The organism is Streptomyces sp. NPDC087901 (assembly GCF_044742205.1).
GTDB lineage: Bacteria > Actinomycetota > Actinomycetes > Streptomycetales > Streptomycetaceae > Streptomyces.
This window is the reverse complement of sequence record NZ_JBIUUC010000001.1, coordinates 1,195,738-1,213,824: the sequence shown is the minus strand read 5'-3', so window position 1 is coordinate 1,213,824 and position 18,087 is coordinate 1,195,738. Positions and strand designations below refer to the sequence as shown.

General features: G+C 69.9%; 12 protein-coding genes. 4 read left to right on the top strand and 8 right to left on the bottom strand.

Going from position 1 to position 18,087, the window contains the following annotated elements; translation table 11 throughout:
* Positions 1-57: 57 nt before the first annotated feature.
* The 5 genes from whiA to ACIOEW_RS05330 form a co-directional block, all read right to left on the bottom strand.
* A complete protein-coding gene (gene whiA, locus ACIOEW_RS05350) occupies positions 58-1,047 on the bottom strand; it encodes a DNA-binding protein WhiA (RefSeq protein WP_024494235.1) in 990 nt (329 codons plus the stop codon).
* Positions 1,038-2,072, bottom strand: a complete 1,035-nt coding sequence (yvcK, locus tag ACIOEW_RS05345; RefSeq protein WP_401961404.1) for a uridine diphosphate-N-acetylglucosamine-binding protein YvcK — start codon at positions 2,070-2,072, stop codon at positions 1,038-1,040. The genes whiA and yvcK overlap by 10 nt, the downstream gene beginning before the upstream one ends.
* Positions 2,069-3,034 (bottom strand): RNase adapter RapZ, encoded by a 966-nt coding sequence (rapZ, locus tag ACIOEW_RS05340; RefSeq protein WP_362546714.1) that lies wholly within the window; start codon positions 3,032-3,034, stop codon positions 2,069-2,071. The genes yvcK and rapZ overlap by 4 nt, the downstream gene beginning before the upstream one ends.
* Positions 3,031-5,220, bottom strand: coding sequence for an excinuclease ABC subunit UvrC (gene uvrC, locus ACIOEW_RS05335; protein WP_401961402.1), 2,190 nt, complete (start codon positions 5,218-5,220; stop codon positions 3,031-3,033). Before uvrC ends, rapZ begins: the two co-directional genes overlap by 4 nt.
* 125 nt (positions 5,221-5,345) lie before the next feature.
* Positions 5,346-5,909 carry a hypothetical protein gene (locus ACIOEW_RS05330; protein ID WP_401961401.1) on the bottom strand — a complete coding sequence of 188 codons (564 nt, stop codon included), beginning with the start codon at positions 5,907-5,909 and terminating at the stop codon, positions 5,346-5,348.
* A gap of 379 nt (positions 5,910-6,288) precedes the next feature.
* Here ACIOEW_RS05330 and ACIOEW_RS05325 point away from each other — a divergent pair, with 379 nt between their 5' ends.
* Positions 6,289-10,146 carry a S8 family serine peptidase gene (locus ACIOEW_RS05325; RefSeq protein ID WP_401961398.1) on the top strand — a complete coding sequence of 1,286 codons (3,858 nt, stop codon included), beginning with the start codon at positions 6,289-6,291 and terminating at the stop codon, positions 10,144-10,146.
* 230 nt (positions 10,147-10,376) lie between these two features.
* The gene (locus tag ACIOEW_RS05320) at positions 10,377-11,393 is read left to right on the top strand and encodes a helix-turn-helix domain-containing protein (protein WP_362546703.1); all 1,017 of its coding nucleotides are present in this window, start codon (positions 10,377-10,379) and stop codon (positions 11,391-11,393) included.
* A 288-nt stretch (positions 11,394-11,681) separates the two neighbouring features.
* Here the strand turns inward: ACIOEW_RS05320 and ACIOEW_RS05315 are convergent, their stop codons facing one another.
* The gene (locus ACIOEW_RS05315; RefSeq protein ID WP_362546701.1) at positions 11,682-12,110 is read right to left on the bottom strand and encodes a Rieske (2Fe-2S) protein; all 429 of its coding nucleotides are present in this window, start codon (positions 12,108-12,110) and stop codon (positions 11,682-11,684) included.
* 250 nt (positions 12,111-12,360) lie between these two features.
* On the bottom strand, positions 12,361-15,420 hold the full coding sequence (gene uvrA / locus ACIOEW_RS05310; RefSeq protein WP_362546698.1) for an excinuclease ABC subunit UvrA: 3,060 nt from the start codon (positions 15,418-15,420) through the stop codon (positions 12,361-12,363).
* Between the two features lie 175 nt (positions 15,421-15,595).
* Here uvrA and ACIOEW_RS05305 point away from each other — a divergent pair, with 175 nt between their 5' ends.
* Together ACIOEW_RS05305 and ACIOEW_RS05300 are read left to right on the top strand one after the other, a co-directional pair.
* The gene (locus tag ACIOEW_RS05305; RefSeq protein ID WP_401961394.1) at positions 15,596-16,285 is read left to right on the top strand and encodes a maleylpyruvate isomerase family mycothiol-dependent enzyme; all 690 of its coding nucleotides are present in this window, start codon (positions 15,596-15,598) and stop codon (positions 16,283-16,285) included.
* 10 nt (positions 16,286-16,295) lie between these two features.
* The gene (locus tag ACIOEW_RS05300; RefSeq protein ID WP_362546692.1) at positions 16,296-16,952 is read left to right on the top strand and encodes an MBL fold metallo-hydrolase; all 657 of its coding nucleotides are present in this window, start codon (positions 16,296-16,298) and stop codon (positions 16,950-16,952) included.
* 58 nt (positions 16,953-17,010) lie between these two features.
* On the opposite strand, the gene ACIOEW_RS05295 is transcribed toward ACIOEW_RS05300, so the two are convergent.
* Positions 17,011-18,024 carry a TerC family protein gene (locus ACIOEW_RS05295; protein ID WP_362546690.1) on the bottom strand — a complete coding sequence of 338 codons (1,014 nt, stop codon included), beginning with the start codon at positions 18,022-18,024 and terminating at the stop codon, positions 17,011-17,013.
* Between the last annotated feature and the right edge of the window lie 63 nt (positions 18,025-18,087).

Sequence of the window (18,087 nt, the reverse complement as noted above, 5' to 3'; positions counted from 1 at the left end):
TCAACACCCGCGGGTGCGCGGCGCGTTCTCCCCGCGGCTCGTCGGCGGGGGTGCGGATCAGCCGACCAGGCCGTCGGCCAGCTCTTCGCTGAGGGTGGATTCCGTGCTCGGGATTCCGAGGTCCTGGGCCCGCTTGTCGGCCATCGCCAGGAGACGGCGGATCCGGCCGGCGACGGCGTCCTTGGTCAGCGGCGGGTCCGCGAGGGCGCCCAGCTCTTCCAGGGAGGCCTGCTTGTGCTCCATCCGCAGCCGTCCGGCCGCCGCCAGGTGCTCGGGGACCTCCTCGCCGAGGATCTCCAGCGCGCGCCCCACCCGGGCGCCTGCCGCCACCGCGGCACGGGCGGACCGGCGCAGGTTCGCGTCGTCGAAGTTGGCGAGCCGGTTGGCGGTGGCGCGGACCTCGCGCCGCATCCGCCGCTCCTCCCAGGCCAGCACCGACTCGTGGGCGCCGAGCCGGGTGAGCAGGGCGCCGATCGCGTCGCCGTCCCGGACGACGACACGGTCCACGCCGCGCACCTCACGGGCCTTCGCGGCGATGGAGAGCCTGCGGGCGGCACCGACCAGCGCGAGCGCGGCCTCCGGGCCCGGGCAGGTCACCTCCAGTGAGGAGGAGCGGCCCGGCTCGGTGAGCGAGCCGTGTGCCAGGAAGGCCCCGCGCCAGGCGGCCTCGGCATCGCAGGTGGCCCCCGAGACCACCTGCGGGGGCAGCCCGCGGATGGGACGGCCGCGGCCGTCCACGAGGCCCGTCTGACGGGCCAGCTGGTCGCCGCCCGCCACCACCCGCACGACATAACGCGAGCCGCGTCGCAGCCCGCCGGGAGCCATCACGATCAGCTCCGAGCTGTGCCCGAAGATCTCGAGAATGTCCCGCTTCAGCCGGCGCGCCGCCATCGCGGTGTCCAGCTCCGCCTCGATCACAATCCGGCCGCTCACCAGGTGCAGCCCACCCGCGAACCGAAGAATCGCCGAGACTTCTGCCTTCCTGCAGCAGGTCCGGGTTACGGGAAGCCGAGAGATTTCGTCCTTCACCGCTGGCGTCATCGCCATGGGCCGATCCTTCCATGCATCCGAAAAATACGGTCGTACGCGGCAGCCAACAGCTCCGGATCATGAATCGGAACGCCGTCGGGTGAGGCCACGGGCGCCAGCTCGACCGCGGCGCCGAGCCGTTTTGCGGCATCGGCGAGGGACTCGCGGTCGGGCACGGCGGCCTCGTCGGCCAGCACCACGTCCAGGGCGAGTTTAGGGGCGTGTCGTCCCAAAACCTCCAAATGACGCTGCGGAGAGAAGCCATCTGTTTCACCGGGTTGCGGTGCGAGGTTCAGCGAGAGGACCTTCCGGGCCTTCGTTTCGATCAGTGCGTCCAGCAGGTCGGGCACGAGCAGATGCGGAATGACCGAGGAGAACCAGGACCCGGGACCGAGCACCACCCAGTCCGCGTCGAGGACCGCGGCGACCGCTTCGGGTACGGCAGGCGGGTCGTGCGGGACGACGTGCACGGACTGCACCTCACCCGGCGTGAGCGCCACGGTGGCCTGGCCGCGCACGGTGTCCACCTCGTTCGGGCGCGCCGGGTCGTGCCCCTTCACGAGCGCCTGGAGCTCCAGCGGCACGGCGGACATGGGCAGCACCCGGCCGTGCGCGCCGAGAAGCCTGCCGACCAGGTCGAGGGCCTGTACGTGGTCGCCGAGCTGCTCCCACAGGGCGACGATCAGCAGATTGCCGACCGCGTGCTCGTGCAGGTCGCCCTTGGACTGGAAGCGGTGCTGGATGACCTGGGCCCAGGTCTGGCCCCACTCGTCGTCGCCGCACAGCGCTGCCAGCGCCTTGCGCAGGTCGCCGGGGGGCAGGACGCCCAGCTCCTCGCGGAGCCGGCCGCTGGACCCCCCGTCGTCGGCGACGGTGACCACGGCGGTCAGGTCGCCGGTGATCCGCCGCAGCGCGGTGAGCGAGGCGGACAGGCCCATGCCGCCGCCGAGCGCGACGACCTTGGGCTGTGCGCCGCGCTTGCGGCCGGACAGTGCGGAGGTGGCCCTGCTCAGCCGGCGCAGACGGAGATTGCGACTGGTCACTCGCGCCCCATGTCCCGATGCACGAGCACGGTCTCGATCCCTTCGGTGGCGAGCCGGGCCGCCAGCTTCTCCGACATGGCCACGGAGCGGTGCTTGCCGCCCGTACAGCCGACGGCGATGGTCACGTAGCGCTTGCCCTCTCGGCGGTACCCCGCGGCGATGAGCTGGAGCAGCTCCGTGTACTGGTTGAGGAACTCCTTGGCGCCCGGCTGGTCGAAGACGTACGCGGAGACCTCCTCGTTGAGCCCGGTGAAGGGGCGCAGCTCGGGGACCCAGTGCGGGTTGGGCAGGAAGCGGCAGTCCACCACCAGGTCGGCGTCGACGGGCAGCCCGTACTTGAAGCCGAACGACATCACGGTGGCGCGGAGCTCCGGCTCCTCGTCGCCCGCGAACTGGGCGTCCATCTTGGCGCGCAGTTCGTGCACGTTGAGGCTGGAGGTGTCGATCACCAGGTCGGCGTCGCCGCGCAGCTCGCGCAGCAGATCGCGCTCGGCGGCGATGCCGTCCACGATGCGGCCGTCGCCCTGGAGGGGGTGCGGGCGGCGAACCGACTCGAAGCGGCGGACCAGCGCGTCGTCGGAGGACTCCAGGAAGACGATCCGCCGGGTGACGCCCTTGGCCTCCAGGTCCGAGAGGGACTCCCGCAGATTGTCGAAGAAGCGGCGGCCGCGCACGTCGACGACGACGGCGATCCGTGCCACGTTCCCCTGCGACCTGGCGCCGAGCTCCACCATGGTGGGGATCAGCGCGGGTGGCAGGTTGTCGACGACGAACCAGCCGAGGTCCTCCAGACACTTGGCCGCCGTGCTGCGGCCGGCGCCCGACATTCCGGAGATGATCACCAGCTCGGGGATGGCCACCGTGCTGTCGCCCGTCTCGGTCGAGGTGCCCGTACTCACGTGTGCTGCTCCGTCTGCTCGGTCTGTGCGGTCGTGCCCGTGTTCATCTTCGCGCTCAGTCATGTCGTGCTGCCCCCGTCGTCCTCTTCAATGATCTCTCCTGTGGCCGTGTTCACGGCGGGCGTGGCCGGGGCGGCCGTGGCGAGGGCGACAGCCACTGATTCCGCCGTCCTGCGGCCTATCCCCGGAACCTCGCAGATCTCGTCGATTGTCGCCTGCTTCAGCTTCTTGACGGAGCCGAAATGCTTGATCAGGGCCTGTTTCCGGGTCTCTCCGAGTCCGGCGACCGCGTCCAGGGGACTGGAGCGGATGCGCTTGGCCCGTTTGGCGCGCTGGTACGTGATGGCGAAGCGGTGCGCCTCGTCACGGACGCGCTGGAGGAGGTAGAGGCCTTCGCTGGAGCGGGGCAGGACGACGGGGTCGTCGTCGTCGGGGAGCCAGACCTCTTCGAGGCGCTTGGCGAGGCCGCAGACGGCGATGTCGTCGATCCCCAGCTCGTCCAGGGCGCGCTTGGCCGCTGCGACCTGGGGCTGCCCGCCGTCGACCACGAGGAGCTGCGGCGGGTAGGCGAACCGCTTGGGGCGGCCGTCGTCCTCACGGGGCTCGGCGGGTTCGCCGTCCACGGGGCCGGCCGGTGCGGGGCCCGTGGGGGCGGGCGCGGCGGCTTCCCGCACGCCAACGGCTTCGGGGCCGGGTGCGGTGCTGGTCTGCGGGCCGGGCGGGACGGCTCCCGCGACAGCGGGGTCGGCGGCCCCGGGCGGGACGGCCGCCGTGGGAGCCGGGACGGCGCCCGTGGTGGCCGGGACAGCGCCCGTGGTGGCCGGGCCTTCCTCCCACTCCCCCGTCCGTTCCTTCTCCTGGAGGTAGCGCCGGAAGCGCCGGCTGATCACCTCGTGCATCGAGCGGACGTCGTCCTGTCCCTCGAAGCTCTTGATCTGGAACCGGCGGTACTCCCCCTTGCGGGCCAGCCCGTCCTCGAAGACCACCATCGACGCCACCACGTCGTCGCCCTGGAGGTGGGAGATGTCGAAGCACTCGATGCGCAGCGGGGCCGTGTCGAGGCCGAGGGCCTCGGCGATCTCCTCCAGGGCCCGGGAGCGGGTGGTCAGGTCGGAGGCGCGCTTGGTCTTGTGCAGCCCCAGGGCCTGCTGGGCGTTGCGCTGGACCGTGACCATCAGGTCCTTCTTGTCGCCGCGCTGCGGGATGCGCAGGCTGACCTGGGATCCCCGGCGGTCCGCCAGCCACTGGGAGACCGAGTCGGGGTCCTCGGGAAGGGCCGGGACGAGGACCTCCTTGGGAACGGAGTCGCCGGTCTCCTCGCCGTACAGCTGCTGGAGGGCATGCTCGACGAGGCCGGAGGTGTCGACGTTCTCCACTTTGTCGGTGACCCAGCCGCGCTGGCCGCGCACCCGGCCGCCGCGGACGTGGAAGATCTGGACCGCGGCCTCCAGCTCGTCCTCCGCGACCGCGATCAGGTCGGCGTCGGTGGCGTCGGCGAGCACGACGGCGCTCTTCTCCATGGCGCGCTTGAGCGCCTCCACGTCGTCGCGCAGGCGGGCCGCCCGTTCGTACTCCATGTCCTCGGCCGCCGCCATCATGTCCTTCTCCAGGCGGCGGATGTACGTGCCGGTGCGGCCGGCCATGAAGTCGCAGAAGTCGTCCGCCAGTTCGCGGTGCTCCTCGGGGGTGACCCGGCCGACGCAGGGGGCCGAGCACTTGCCGATGTAGCCGAGGAGGCAGGGGCGGCCGGACCTGGCGGCGTTCTTGAAGACGCCTGCGGAGCAGGTGCGCACCGGGAAGACCCGGAGCATCAGGTCGACCGTCTCGCGGATCGCCCAGGCGTGCCCGTACGGACCGAAGTAGCGCACGCCCTTCTTCTTGGCCCCGCGCATCACCTGGACGCGCGGGAACTCCTCGTTGAGCGTGACCGCGAGATACGGATAGCTCTTGTCGTCGCGGTACTTGACGTTGAACCGGGGGTCGAACTCCTTGATCCAGGAGTATTCGAGCTGGAGCGCCTCGACCTCGGTGGAGACCACGGTCCACTCCACGGATGCGGCGGTGGTCACCATCGTGCGCGTGCGCGGATGGAGACCGGACAGGTCCTGGAAGTAGTTGGCCAGGCGCTGGCGCAGGCTCTTCGCCTTCCCGACGTAGATCACCCGGCGGTGTTCGTCGCGGAATTTGTAGACCCCCGGGGAGTCGGGGATCTGTCCCGGCTTGGGGCGGTAGCTGGAGGGGTCTGCCATGTCTCCCACCCTACTTGCGGGCAGTGACAGCACGGCGTGCTCACGGGTGGCGCCGCGCTCCGGGACACGGGGTGGGGTCACGTGTCCCGGAGCACGGGGTCATCGGGTCCGGAGGGCCTGTGCGGTCACCGGGTCCCGCGGCGGGCCCCGGTGGCGCAGGGCAGTGACGCCGCAGGAGGGCGAGCACGGCGACAGCCCCGGCCGCCGCTGCCGTGGAGGTCGCGAAGGTCACGGAGGTCGCGGAGGTCGCGGAGGTCGCGGAGGTCGCGGTCAGGGCGGTGTCCGCGGTGGTGGTGTTCGCGGTGGCGTCCGCCGCGATGGCGGGCCCGGACCTCCGGTGGTGGGCTTCGCGCCGGAGGGGCCGTACGCGCCTGCGCGGTCTGCGCGGTCTGCGCGGTCTGCGCGGTCTGCCCGGCCTGCGCGGTCTGCCCGGCCTGCGCGGGCGTAGCCGGAACCAGGGGAGCTTGTCCGCGTACGAGGCCCGTACCCGGGTGCGGTGGACGGCCAGGGTGGTGCCCGCCCGCGCCGATGGCGTGTACGGCGTCCGTATCCAGCGGGAGCACCCGGCTGCCCTTCTGCACGCACCAGGCGCCGGTCTGCGGTTCCCGGAAGACCATGCCGCCGGGCAGTTTGCGGGCACTGGCGGCCGTGTACCGGGTCTTGTCGTCGCCGGTGACGATGTTCACCACCCGCCGACTCCCGTCCTCCCCTGCCCGGGAAGCATCCAGAGGGATGTCTTCTGTCCGTCCGAGGAGACCGCAGTGCCGGCGAGGTAGTCCAGAGCAGCCACGAAGGCCCCGGTTCGCCGGCGACGAAGAAGCGTGTGGCCGTCGGCCGTGAAGGCCGACGGCCCCTCACGTTGCGGAGCCGGACACACGAACAAGCTCGTGTGGCGTCAAGGCGCCATCTGACGCACAGCCGCCACTTCGCCTCTGGCTCTTGTCGCCTACATGCAACTAGGTTCCGGCGTGCGCGGCATCGTCCGGACGTTCGGTTGGTTCACTGTGGGGCGACCGAGTATCAGTTCCCCTGGCGCGCAAGCCTGTTGAGCCCGCGTAAGGAGTCCTGATGCGTATATCCCGCGAGAGACGGCGGCGTACCGCTGCCGTCGGTGCGGTGACAGCGGCAGTCGTCCTGTCACTGACAAGCCTGCCCGGGACGGCAGCAGCCGTGCCGTCGGCCGGCCCGAGCGCCTCGGGCGCACCGTCCACGCCGCAGAAGGGGTCGACCACCTCGACGGTAACCCTGGTCACCGGTGACACGGTCGCGCTGACCACCGGGCCGGACGGCAAGCAGTCGGTGAACATCCTCTCCGGTGCGGGAACGTCGAAGACGTTCCAGACCTCCAGCGGACAGAACGGCGACCTGTACGTCTACCCCGACGACACCATGGCCGCCCTCGCCTCCAACACGGTGGACGGCGAGCTGTTCAACATCAGCCGGATGATCAGGGACGGCTACGGCGACGCGAAGACCGACGAGGTCCCCGCCATTGTCGACTTCCAGGGGAAGCCGACCGCCGCTGCCCTGAAGCAGAAGACCGAGAACCTGCCGGGCAGCGACAGCGAGCGGGTCATGCCTCGGCTGGGGCTGTCCGCGGTGCATGTCGACAAGCGCAGTGCGAAGAGCTTCTGGCAGGCCGTCAAGCCCGCCCGTTCGCTCGCCAGGAGCGCCGGGCCGGCGGCCACGCCAGGCACCGCCGGGGTGAGCAAGCTGTGGTATGACGGCAAGGCGAAGGTCGCCCTGGACAAGAGCGTGCCGCAGATCGGCGCCCCGGAGGCATGGGCCAAGGGGTACGACGGCAAGGGCGTGAAGGTCGCCGTGCTGGACACCGGTGCCGACCTGAACAACGCCGACATCAAGTCCGAGATCGTCCAGAGCCAGAGCTTCATCAATGGCCAGACGGTCCAGGACGGTCACGGCCACGGCACCCACGTCGCATCCACCGTCGCGGGCAGCGGCGCCAACTCCGGCGGCAAGTACAAGGGCGTCGCCCCCGGCGCCGATCTGCTCATCGGCAAGGTGCTCGACAACAGCGGGCATGGCGCGGACTCCGGCATCCTGGCCGGCATGGAGTGGGCGGTCGAGCAGGGCGCCGACGTCGTCAGCATGAGCCTCGGCGGCACCGACACACCGGGTGAGGACCCGCTGACCAACGCGGTCAACTCGCTCAGCGCCTCCTCGAACACTCTGTTCGTCATCGCCGCCGGCAACGCAGGCCCCGGTGAGAGCACCCTCGGCACCCCCGGCGCCGCGGACGCGGCCCTCACCGTCGGCGCCGTCGACAGGTCCGACGCGCTCGCCGACTTCTCCAGCCGCGGCCCGCGCCTCGGTGACATGGCGATGAAGCCGGAGATCACCGCCCCGGGCGTGGACATCGTCGCCGCCCGCGCCGCAGGCACCATCATGGGCACCCCGGTGGACGCCAACTACACCTCGGCCAGCGGCACCTCGATGGCCACCCCGCATGTGGCCGGCTCCGCTGCGATCCTCAAGCAGCGCCACCCCGACTGGACCGGTCTGCGCATCAAGGACGCGCTGACCGCGCACGCCAAGTCCGCTGCCGACCAGACCGTCTACCAGCAGGGTTACGGCCGGGTCGACATCCCCGCCGCGCTCGACCCGGCGCTGGAGCTGTCCGGTACGGCTGACTTCCGCGTGATCCCGTGGCAGAAGGGTACGTACCCCACCCGCAGCCGCACCCTGACGCTGCGCAACGACGCCGCCACCGACACCGTGGTGACCGTGACGGCCGCCGCCAAGGACGCGAGCGGAACCGCGGTCCCGTCCGGCACGCTGTCGCTGTCGGGAGCGGCCCTGTCCGACGGCCGGGTCACCGTACCGGCCGGCGGCACCGCCGAGGTCGTCGTCACGCTCGACAACAACGGCCTGAAGGCCGGCCAGTACGGCGGGTCGGTCACCGCCACCTCCGACAGCGGGGAGTCGGTGCACGCCGCGCTCGGCTTCGTCACCTCCGTCGAGCAGCACGATGTCACGCTGAAGGTCACGGACCGCTTCGGGAAAACCCCCAGTGCGCTCAGGTTCACCCTGCACGGGATAGACAACCACTTCTGGCAGAGCCAGACCATGTACGCCAACGGCACCGCCACCCTGTCGGTGCCGCTCGGCAAGTACTCCATCGAGGGCTCGGTCTACTCGGCGGCACCCACCGGCGGCGCGGTCTCCTACGCGGCCGACCTGTTCAGCGTGCCGAACATCGAGGTGAGTGACCGGGACCAGACCTTCACCGTCGACGGCACCACCGCCACCGACCTCAGCGTGAAGATCAAGGGTGAGAAGCGGCCACTGGAGAACGGCCAGGTGACCACGTTCGTCGTCCGTGACCCCGGCACCGCAGACGGTTACTCGAGCTTCTCCGGCATCGCTAACCTGCTCAACCTCGCCGACATCAGGCAAGGTGCCATCCCCAGTGCCGGCGCCACCACCGGCGCGCTGCGCCTGGAGACCTCCCTGGCCCGGCGCGAACCGCTGGTCCAGCTGGAGGTGACAGGCCCCGGGCACGTGACCATCCCGCTGAAGTCTTCGGTGAACGCGAAGCGCTTCGAGGGAACCAAGCGCTCCGAGCTGGTCGACCTGGGCCCCGGCACCGAGCAGGACTTCGCCGGTACCGACGTCAAGGGCAAGACCGTTCTGGTCTCCGTGGCCGACGTCACCAAGGCCGACGACCAGGCCGCCAGGGCCGCAGCTGCCGGAGCCGTCGCGATGATCGTGGCCCCTGCCGTTCCCGGGCCGAGCGGAAGCGGCGTCCCCGCCGGCCAGACCATCCCGGTCGCCCACGCCACGTACGACAACGCCGCAACCCTCAAGGGCTTGCTGGCCAAGGGCAAGGTCCGGATCGCCCTGAAGGGCGTCCTGGAGTCGGGCTACACCTACAACCCGCACTTCACCGACGACCGGATCCCCGCCGACCTGGCCAAGACCGTCGACGTCAAGGACTTCGCCAAGGTCACCAATACGTTCCACTCCGACGGCGCCCGGCGCCTGGGCGCCGAGAACATGAACATCTGGGGTCCCCTGCAGGTGAGCACCGGCTCCGTCGGCCAGCCCCTCTACCAGGGCACCACCCGCGACGACTACTTCCTCGCCGGCACCGGGGTGACGTACCAGCCGAGCGTGTTGGCCAACTTCAACTCCTTCATCTGGACGATGAACGGCCAGAGCGCCACCTACCTCACCCCGGGCAAGTCCTACACCCGGAGCTGGTTCGACGCGCCGATGCGCCTGTCCCAGTACGAGTTCGGACCGTGTGCGTTCTGCCGCAGCGACGTCTGGCAGAAGCTGCCCGGCAACAGTGGTGCGGACAACGATCCCACCCACACCCTGTCAGGACTGACCGGGACCTGGAGCTACTACCTCAACGGGCAGCCGATCACCGGCTTCGGCCAGCTGGCACAGGAGAAGGCGGACTACCGGTACGTCCTCGACCAGAAGCTGGCCACGGACGTCCCGGGCGTCACCCTGGGCCGCCAGGTACACACGGAATGGAATTTCAGCCAGGCGGCCCCGACCACCATGGCCATCAAGGACTGCGACACGGCGTTCATCCCCACGCCCAAGGTCTGTGAGTCCATGCCCGTGCTCCTGCTCGACTACGATCTGCCGCTCGACGTGCTCAACCAGGCGCGGGCCGGACTGCCGTACACCTTCACCGTGAACGCGGGACGCCCCAAGGGCTGGGCCGGCTCCACCGCGGTCGCCGGCGCCAAGGTCTCCGTCTCCTACGACGACGGTGCCACCTGGAAGTCCGCCGCGATGCTGCGCAAGGACGACAACTCCTTCCAGGCGCTGCTGTGGCACCCCAAGCTGGCCGACACCAACGGTTTCGTGACCCTCAGGACCGAGACCTGGGACTCTGCGGGAAGCCGCACCGTCCAGACCATCACCCGGGCCTACGCCCTCAAGTGAGGACCTGAACCAGAAGTCCGTCGGACAGTACCTGGCGCCCGGTGCAGGGGGGAGAATCCCTGCACCGGGCGCCCTGCCTGCGTAAACGGGCCGTATTGTCATCGCGTTCACGGATGCACGAACCCGCCGCGATGCCGCCCGCCCGGGTGGAACGAGGCGCCCGAATACGCTGCGCCGCCATGTGACCGGGGCGGACGGGCCTTTCGGGAGCCTTTGAGGGAGATACGCAGATGCTGGAGACGCTCGGGTTGAGCAACGCCGAGTCGCAGGTGTACCAACTGCTCGTTCGCGCCGGACGAGCTGATGCGGACCGGATCCACTACCTGCTCCGCCTCAGTGCCGGACATGCCGCCGAGGCGATCGACGGACTCGTCGAGAAGGGGCTGGTGACCCTCACCGACGACCTGCCCGCACAGCTGATTCCGTCCCCGCCGGACATAGCGGGGGAGGTGCTGCTGATGGCGCGCATGAATGAGCTGAAGACAGCCCGGGGGGCCCTGGACCGGCTCGCCGGGGAGTACTACAGAGCGCCCCGCACCGATGGTACGGAGGGCGGGGCCGAGGTCACCCCCGACAAGGAGGTGGCTCTGCGCTACGAGCAGATCCAGCGCACGGCGCGCCGGGAGATCGTGCGGTTCGATGCCCCGCCGTATCTGGTGTCCGACCCCGTCAACTGGGTTGAGTTCGAGCAGCTGGCGGCGGGGGTGACGTACCGGACCGTCTACGACCGGCTGGCCCTGGAGCGCGACGGGGCACAGGAGGAGATCCGCCGGTACGCCGAAGCGGGAGAGCGCGCCCGGGTCCTTCATCATGTGCCGGTCAAGATGATCATCGTCGACGGGTCCACGGCCCTGCTCGCCGTGCGCACCGGCGCCTCGCGCAAACAGACGGTCGTTCACATCTACGCGGGCCCGCTCCTGGACGCGTTGGTCGCGCTGTTCGAGATGGCGTGGGAGTCCGCGCTGCCGCTGCACCCCACGGCCGATCAGTCGCGGTGCGACCTCGCCGACGACGACCTCGAGCTGCTGACACTGTTGCTCGCCGGACTGACCGACATCGGCATCGCCCGGCAGCTGCGGATCGGACGACGGACCGTGCAGCGCCGGGTGAGAGAGCTGATGGACCGTGCCTCCGCCTCCAGCCGGATCGAGCTGGGCTGGCAGGCTGCCCGACTGGGGTGGATCGCCGGGCCCGGCGATCGGGTCACGCCGCCGGAGTCGCTGTCGGAGACACACACGCGCGGGTAGCCGCGCGGAACGGCGGGCGACCGCCGTGGTCCGTCGCGGAACAGAGCCGTGAACCGCCCTGCCCGCGGCCGCGGACCGCTCCACAGCGACCAGTGCGCGAACTGGTGGAGCAGGGGGTGCGGCCTGGTCGGGATCGACCGGGCGCGAGGCGGAGCCCGGGTGTCCGGCCGGGGCGGGCGTCGGGCGTCAGAACGGCCGGGGTCGGGCGTCGGGTTAGCCGGGGGCGGGCGTCGGGTTAGCCGGGGGCGGGCGTCGGGTTAGCCGGGGGCGGGCGTCGGGACCGGCTACTCAGGCGTCGGGGCCGGCGATCAGCTTTCCGCCCTCGACCTTGACCGGGACGGAAGGCAGCGGCACCGTCGCCGGACCGTGCACAGCCTTTCCGGTCGTGGTGTCGAAGAGGCTGCCGTGACAGGGGCAGTGCCCCTCGTTCTTCTCGACCTTGTCCAGCAGGCAGCCCGCGTGGGTGCACTGGGCGCTGAACGCCTTGTACTGCCCCTTCGCCGGGCAGCTGACGATGACGCGCTGCTCGCGGTAGAGCTTGGACTCGCCGACCGGGATCTCGTCGGGGGCGCCGAGCTCGACGGGCGCGGTGGGGGTCGGCGTCTCGGCGTGCCCGAGCTTCGAGTCGGTCGAGCAGGCGGCCACTCCCAGCCCGGCGGCGCCCGCGAGAGCGGCGCCCTTCAGCACGGTGCGGCGGGCGGTGGGCTGGCCGGACATGCGGTCTCCACAGGTCAGAGGGGTAGAAGGTGCCATGGCTGCCCGGGCGCCCGAGGCGGCAGAGGCGGCGGTAACGTAACCGACGATACCGGCGGAGACGGACGCTCCTGCGCCCGGGCCGGGTGCACCCGGTCGTGCCTGGCCAGGGCCGGAACACGCCGAGGTGGCGGCCCCCTGTTCGGAACAGGGGGCCGCCACCTCGGGACGGGCATCACGCCGCGCCGTCGGTCCCGGCCGTCGGCCGGACTCGTCAGGCCTTGCGGGCGCGGGTCGCCTTCTTGGCAGCGGGCTTCTTCGCCGCAGCCGTCCCGGCGGCCTTCGCCGTCGTACCCCGGGCGGCCTTCGCCGTGGCCGTCTTCGCCGTCGCCGTCTTCCGCACGGGTGCGGCCTTCGCGGCGACCGCCTTCTTCGCGGCCGCCTTCCGCACCGGCTTACGGGCCGCGGGCACCGCCGCCTCGCTCACCCGGTCCGCGTCCAAGATGCCCTGGAGGAACTTTCCGGTGTGGCTGGCGGGGACGCCCGCCACATACTCCGGGGTGCCCTCGGCGATGACCAGGCCGCCGCCGTTGCCGCCCTCGGGGCCCATGTCGATGACCCAGTCGGCGGTCTTGACGACATCGAGGTTGTGCTCGATGACGATCACCGTGTTGCCCTTGTCGACCAGGCCGGAGAGCACCTTGATCAGCTTGGAGATGTCCTCGAAGTGCAGACCGGTGGTCGGCTCGTCCAGGACATAGACCGTGCGTCCGGTGGAACGCTTCTGGAGCTCACTGGCCAGCTTCACGCGCTGGGCCTCGCCGCCCGAGAGCGTGGGCGCGGACTGGCCGAGCCTGACGTATCCCAGACCGACCTCGTTGAGCGTCCGCAGGTGACGCGCGATGGTCGGGACGGCCTCGAAGAACTCCAGGCCCTCCTCGATCGGCATGTCCAGCACCTCGGCGATGGACTTGCCCTTGTAGTGGACCTCCAGGGTCTCCCGGTTGTAGCGCGCTCCGTGGCAGACCTCGCACGGGACGTACACGTCCGGCAGGAAGTTCATCTCGATCTTGATGGTGCCGTCGCCCGAGCAGTTCTCGCAGCGGCCGCCCTTGACGTTGAAGGAGAACCGGCCCGGCAGATAGCCGCGGACCTTGGCCTCCATCGTCTCCGCGAACAGCCGGCGGACGTGGTCGAAGACACCGGTGTACGTCGCCGGGTTGGACCGGGGCGTGCGGCCGATGGGCGACTGGTCGACGTGCACCACCTTGTCGACGAGGTCGTCCCCGTCGACCCGGGTGTGCCGGCCGGGGACCGACTTGGCGCCGTTCAGCTCACGCGCCAGGTGGGTGTAGAGGATGTCGTTGACCAGCGTCGACTTCCCGGAGCCGGAGACACCGGTCACGGCGGTCAGCACGCCGAGCGGGAAGGAGACGTCGATGTCCTGGAGGTTGTTCTCCCGGGCACCGTGCACCGTGAGCAGGCGCGAGGGGTCGACGGGACGCCTGATGTCGGGCATCGCGATCGACCTCTTGCCGGTCAGGTACTGACCGGTGATCGACTTGTCGTTGGCCAGCAGCTCCTTGAGCGAGCCGGAGTGGACCACCTTGCCGCCGTGCTCGCCGGCGCCGGGACCGATGTCGACGACCCAGTCGGCGACCTTGATGGTGTCCTCGTCGTGCTCGACGACGATGAGCGTGTTGCCCATGTCGCGGAGCCGGACCAGGGTCTCGATCAGCCGGTGGTTGTCGCGCTGGTGCAGCCCGATGGACGGCTCGTCCAGCACATACAGCACGCCGACCAGGCCGGAGCCGATCTGGGTGGCGAGCCGGATACGCTGGGCCTCGCCGCCGGACAGGGTGCCCGCCGCCCGGTTCAGCGAGAGGTAGTCCAGGCCTACGTCGACCAGGAACTTCAGCCGCTCGTTGACCTCCTTGAGCACCCGCTCGGCGATCTTCTTGTCGCGGGCGTTCAGCTTCATCCGGCCGAGGAACTCGGCGCACTCGCTGATCGACATCGCGGCGACCTGGGCGATGGACTTCTCCATCACCGTGACCGCGAGGACGATCGGCTTGAGCCGGGTGCCCTCACAGGTCGGGCAGGGCACTTCGCGCATGTAGCCCTCGAAGCGCTCCCTGCTGGAGTCGCTCTCCGCCTCCGAGTGCCGCCTCTTGACGAACTGCACGGCGCCCTCGAAGGAGGGCGTGGTGTAGGCGCGCTCGCGCCCGTACCGGTTGCGGTAGCGGACCTCGGTCTGGATCTTGTGGCCGAAGAGCAGGGCCTTCTTGGCGCGCTGCGGCAGCCCGGCCCAGGGGATGTCCGTACGGAATCCGAGGGCTTCGGCCAGGGCGTTGATCTGGCGGCCGAAGTACTCCTTGGTGTGGCCGTGCGACCAGGGGTGGATCGCGCCCTCGTCGAGGGACTTCTCCTCGTCCGGGACGATCAGCTCCGGGTCGACCTCCATGCGCGTGCCGATACCCGTGCAGTCGGGGCAGGCGCCGAAGGGGGAGTTGAAGGAGAAGGAGCGCGGCTCCAGCTCCTCGAAGGAGAGGTCGTCGTACGGGCAGTAGAGGTGCTCGGAGTACATCCGCTCACGCTCGGGGTCGTCCTCGGGGAGGTCGACGAAGTCGAGCACGACCATGCCGCCGGAGAGGCCGAGCGCGGTCTCGACCGAGTCGGTCAGCCGGCGCTTGGCACTGTCCTTCACCGTGAGGCGGTCGATGACCACCTCGATGGTGTGCTTCTCCTGCTTCTTGAGCGTGGGCGGCTCGGAGAGCTGGATGGTCTCGCCGTCGACCCTGGCCCTGCTGTACCCCTTGGTCTGCAGATCGGCGAAGAGGTCTACGAACTCGCCCTTCCGCTCACGCACCAGCGGCGAGAGCACCTGGAAGCGGCTGCCCTCGGGCAGGCCGAGCACCTTGTCCACGATGGCCTGCGGCGACTGGCGCGAAATGGGACGGCCGCACTCGGGACAGTGCGGCTTGCCGATCCTGGCGAAGAGCAGCCGGAGGTAGTCGTAGACCTCGGTGATCGTGCCGACCGTCGAGCGCGGGTTGCGCGAGGTCGACTTCTGGTCGATGGAGACGGCGGGCGACAGACCCTCGATGAAGTCGACGTCCGGCTTGTCCATCTGGCCGAGGAACTGCCGGGCGTACGAGGAGAGCGACTCCACGTAGCGCCGCTGTCCCTCGGCGAAGATCGTGTCGAACGCGAGGGACGACTTGCCCGACCCGGAGAGCCCGGTGAAGACGATGAGGGAGTCGCGGGGAAGGTCGAGCGAGACGTTCTTGAGGTTGTGCTCGCGAGCGCCACGGACGATGAGACGGTCGGCCACGCCGGTCCGCACCTTTCTAGAGAGAAGCGGGGGAACTGAGCCCCTGCCCCAGGGTATGGGGGGTGCCACAGCGATGTACGAAGCTTTCGACTCCGAGCGTATAGCACGCGCATTCGATTTACGGACGGCTGATGACTCCTTCACCCGAATGAGTGGCGAGGCTAGGCTCGGCCCCATGACTGATCATGTGCACGACCTGGCCGCACTGCGTGAAGCGACCGACCGACTGCTCAGCGCCACGGAGAAACTGGACGACGCGGCACTCGCCGAACCGTCGCGCCTCCCGGGCTGGAGCCGGGGTCATGTCATCGCGCACCTCTCACGTAACGCCGACGCGCTCGTAAATGTTCTCCAGGGTCGGCCCATGTACGCAGACAGCGAAACCCGCGACCGCGACATCGAGCGCGACGCGCCCCGGCCGCAGCCGGAGCAGCAGGCCGATCTGGCCGCGAGCGCGGTCCGCTTCACGGATGCCGCCGCGGAACCTGCGGACTGGTCACGCACAGTGGCGCTGCGCAACGGTGTGACGGACTCCGCGTCCCGGATCCCCTTCCGCCGCCGCGTCGAGGTCGAGCTGCACCATGTGGACCTGGGGATCGGTTACGAGCTGGAGGACCTGCCGGACGAGTTCGCCGCCCGGGAGATCGACTTCCTGGCCGAGCGCTTCGGCCGGCACCCCGCGGTCGTCTCGACGGGCGTGGCCGACGACACGGGCCGCATCTGGACGACCGGCGGCGGCGCGGAGGGCGGGCCCGTCGGGGTCCGCGGTACGGCGTCCGAGCTGCTCGGGTGGCTCAGCGGGCGGCGCGACGGGTCCGCTCTGACCGTCCAGGGCGGAGACCTTCCCGCACTGCCCCCGCTATAGGCTGAGAGGCATGACGTACAGCGGAGTGGTCAAGGTCGGCGGGCGTGCGGACGTACACGAGTTGACGGATCTGATGATCTCCAAGGTCGCCGTCGGCCCGATGAACAACAACGCCTACCTGCTGCGCTGCCGGGCCACCGGCGAGCAGCTCCTGATCGACGCGGCCAACGAGGCCGGGACCCTGCTGCGACTGATCGGCGACGACTCGATCGCCTCGGTCGTCACCACTCACCGGCACGGCGACCACTGGCAGGCGCTGGACGAGGTGGTCGCGGCGACCGGTGCGCGTACGTACGCCGGGCGGTTCGACGCGGAGGGGATCCCGGTCCCGACGGATGTGCTCGTCGAGGACGGCGACACGATCCGGGTCGGGCAGGTCGCACTGACCGCCCGCCATCTGACCGGCCACACCCCGGGCTCGATCGCGCTCGTCTACGACGACCCGCACGGCGCTCCGCACCTGTTCACCGGGGACTGCCTCTTCCCGGGCGGGGTCGGCAACACGTTCGAGGACCCCGAGGCCTTCGTGAGCTTGCTGCACGACGTGGAGACCAAGCTCTTCGACTCGCTGCCGGACGAGACCTGGGTGTACCCGGGACACGGGCACGACACCACTCTGGGCGACGAGCGCCCGCACCTGCCGGAGTGGCGGGCACGGGGCTGGTGACGACGGCGGGGTGACGGGCACGCGGTCCGCGCCCGTCACCCCGTCCTCCGCTCAGGCGTCAGCCGTCGATGCCGACGCCCTTCTTCGTGGACTCCTCGGCCTTTCCGGCCTCCGCCGCGGCCTCGGCGTCGGCCGTCTTCTTGTTGGCGATCAGGCTGGTGATCGTGGTGATCACCAGCACGCCGCAGATGACGCCCAGCGAGACCGGGATGGAGATCTCGGGGACGTGCACCCCGGACTCGTGCAGGGCGTGCAGCACCAGCTTGATGCCGATGAACCCGAGGATGACCGAGAGCCCGTAACTGAGGTGGACCAGCTTCTTGAGCAGGCCGCCGATCAGGAAGTACAGCTGTCGCAGCCCCATCAGCGCGAAGGCGTTGGCGGTGAACACGATGTACGGGTCCTGGGTCAGGCCGAAGATCGCGGGAATGGAGTCCAGCGCGAACAGCACATCGGTGGTCCCGATGGCGAGCATGACCACCATCAGCGGGGTCAGGACGCGCTTGCCGTTGTTGCGGATGAAGAGCTTGGTGCCGTGGTACCGGTCGGCGACTCCGAAGCGACGCTCGATGTTCTTGAGGAGGCGGTTCTCCTCGAACTCCTCTTCCTCCTCGTCGGCCCGCGCCTCCTGGATCAGCTTCCAGGCGGTGTAGATCAGGAACGCGCCGAAGATGTAGAAGACCCACGAGAAGTTGGCGATGACCGCGGCGCCGGCGGCGATGAAGATCGCCCGCAGCACCAGCGCGATCAGCACGCCGACGAGCAGCACCCGCTGTTGGAGGTGGGAGGGCACCGAGAACTTCGCCATGATCAGCACGAAGACGAAGAGGTTGTCGACGCTCAGCGATTTCTCGGTGATGAAGCCGGCGAAGAACTCGCCCGAGGCCTGGCTCTCGCCGAACACGAGCAGGCCGAGCCCGAAGAGGGCGGCCAGCGCGATCCAGACGACCGTCCAGATTCCGGCTTCCTTGGTCGACACGTCATGAGGCTTGCGCCCGATGAAGAAGTCGACGGCGATGAGGGCGCTCAGACCAAGAATGGTCAGCGCCCAGAGGGTCCATGAAACGTCCACTGCGCCTCCGGCAGTTCGCTACGGCTACTGATCAGCGTCGTCGCTGCCGGAGGTCTCTTCCAC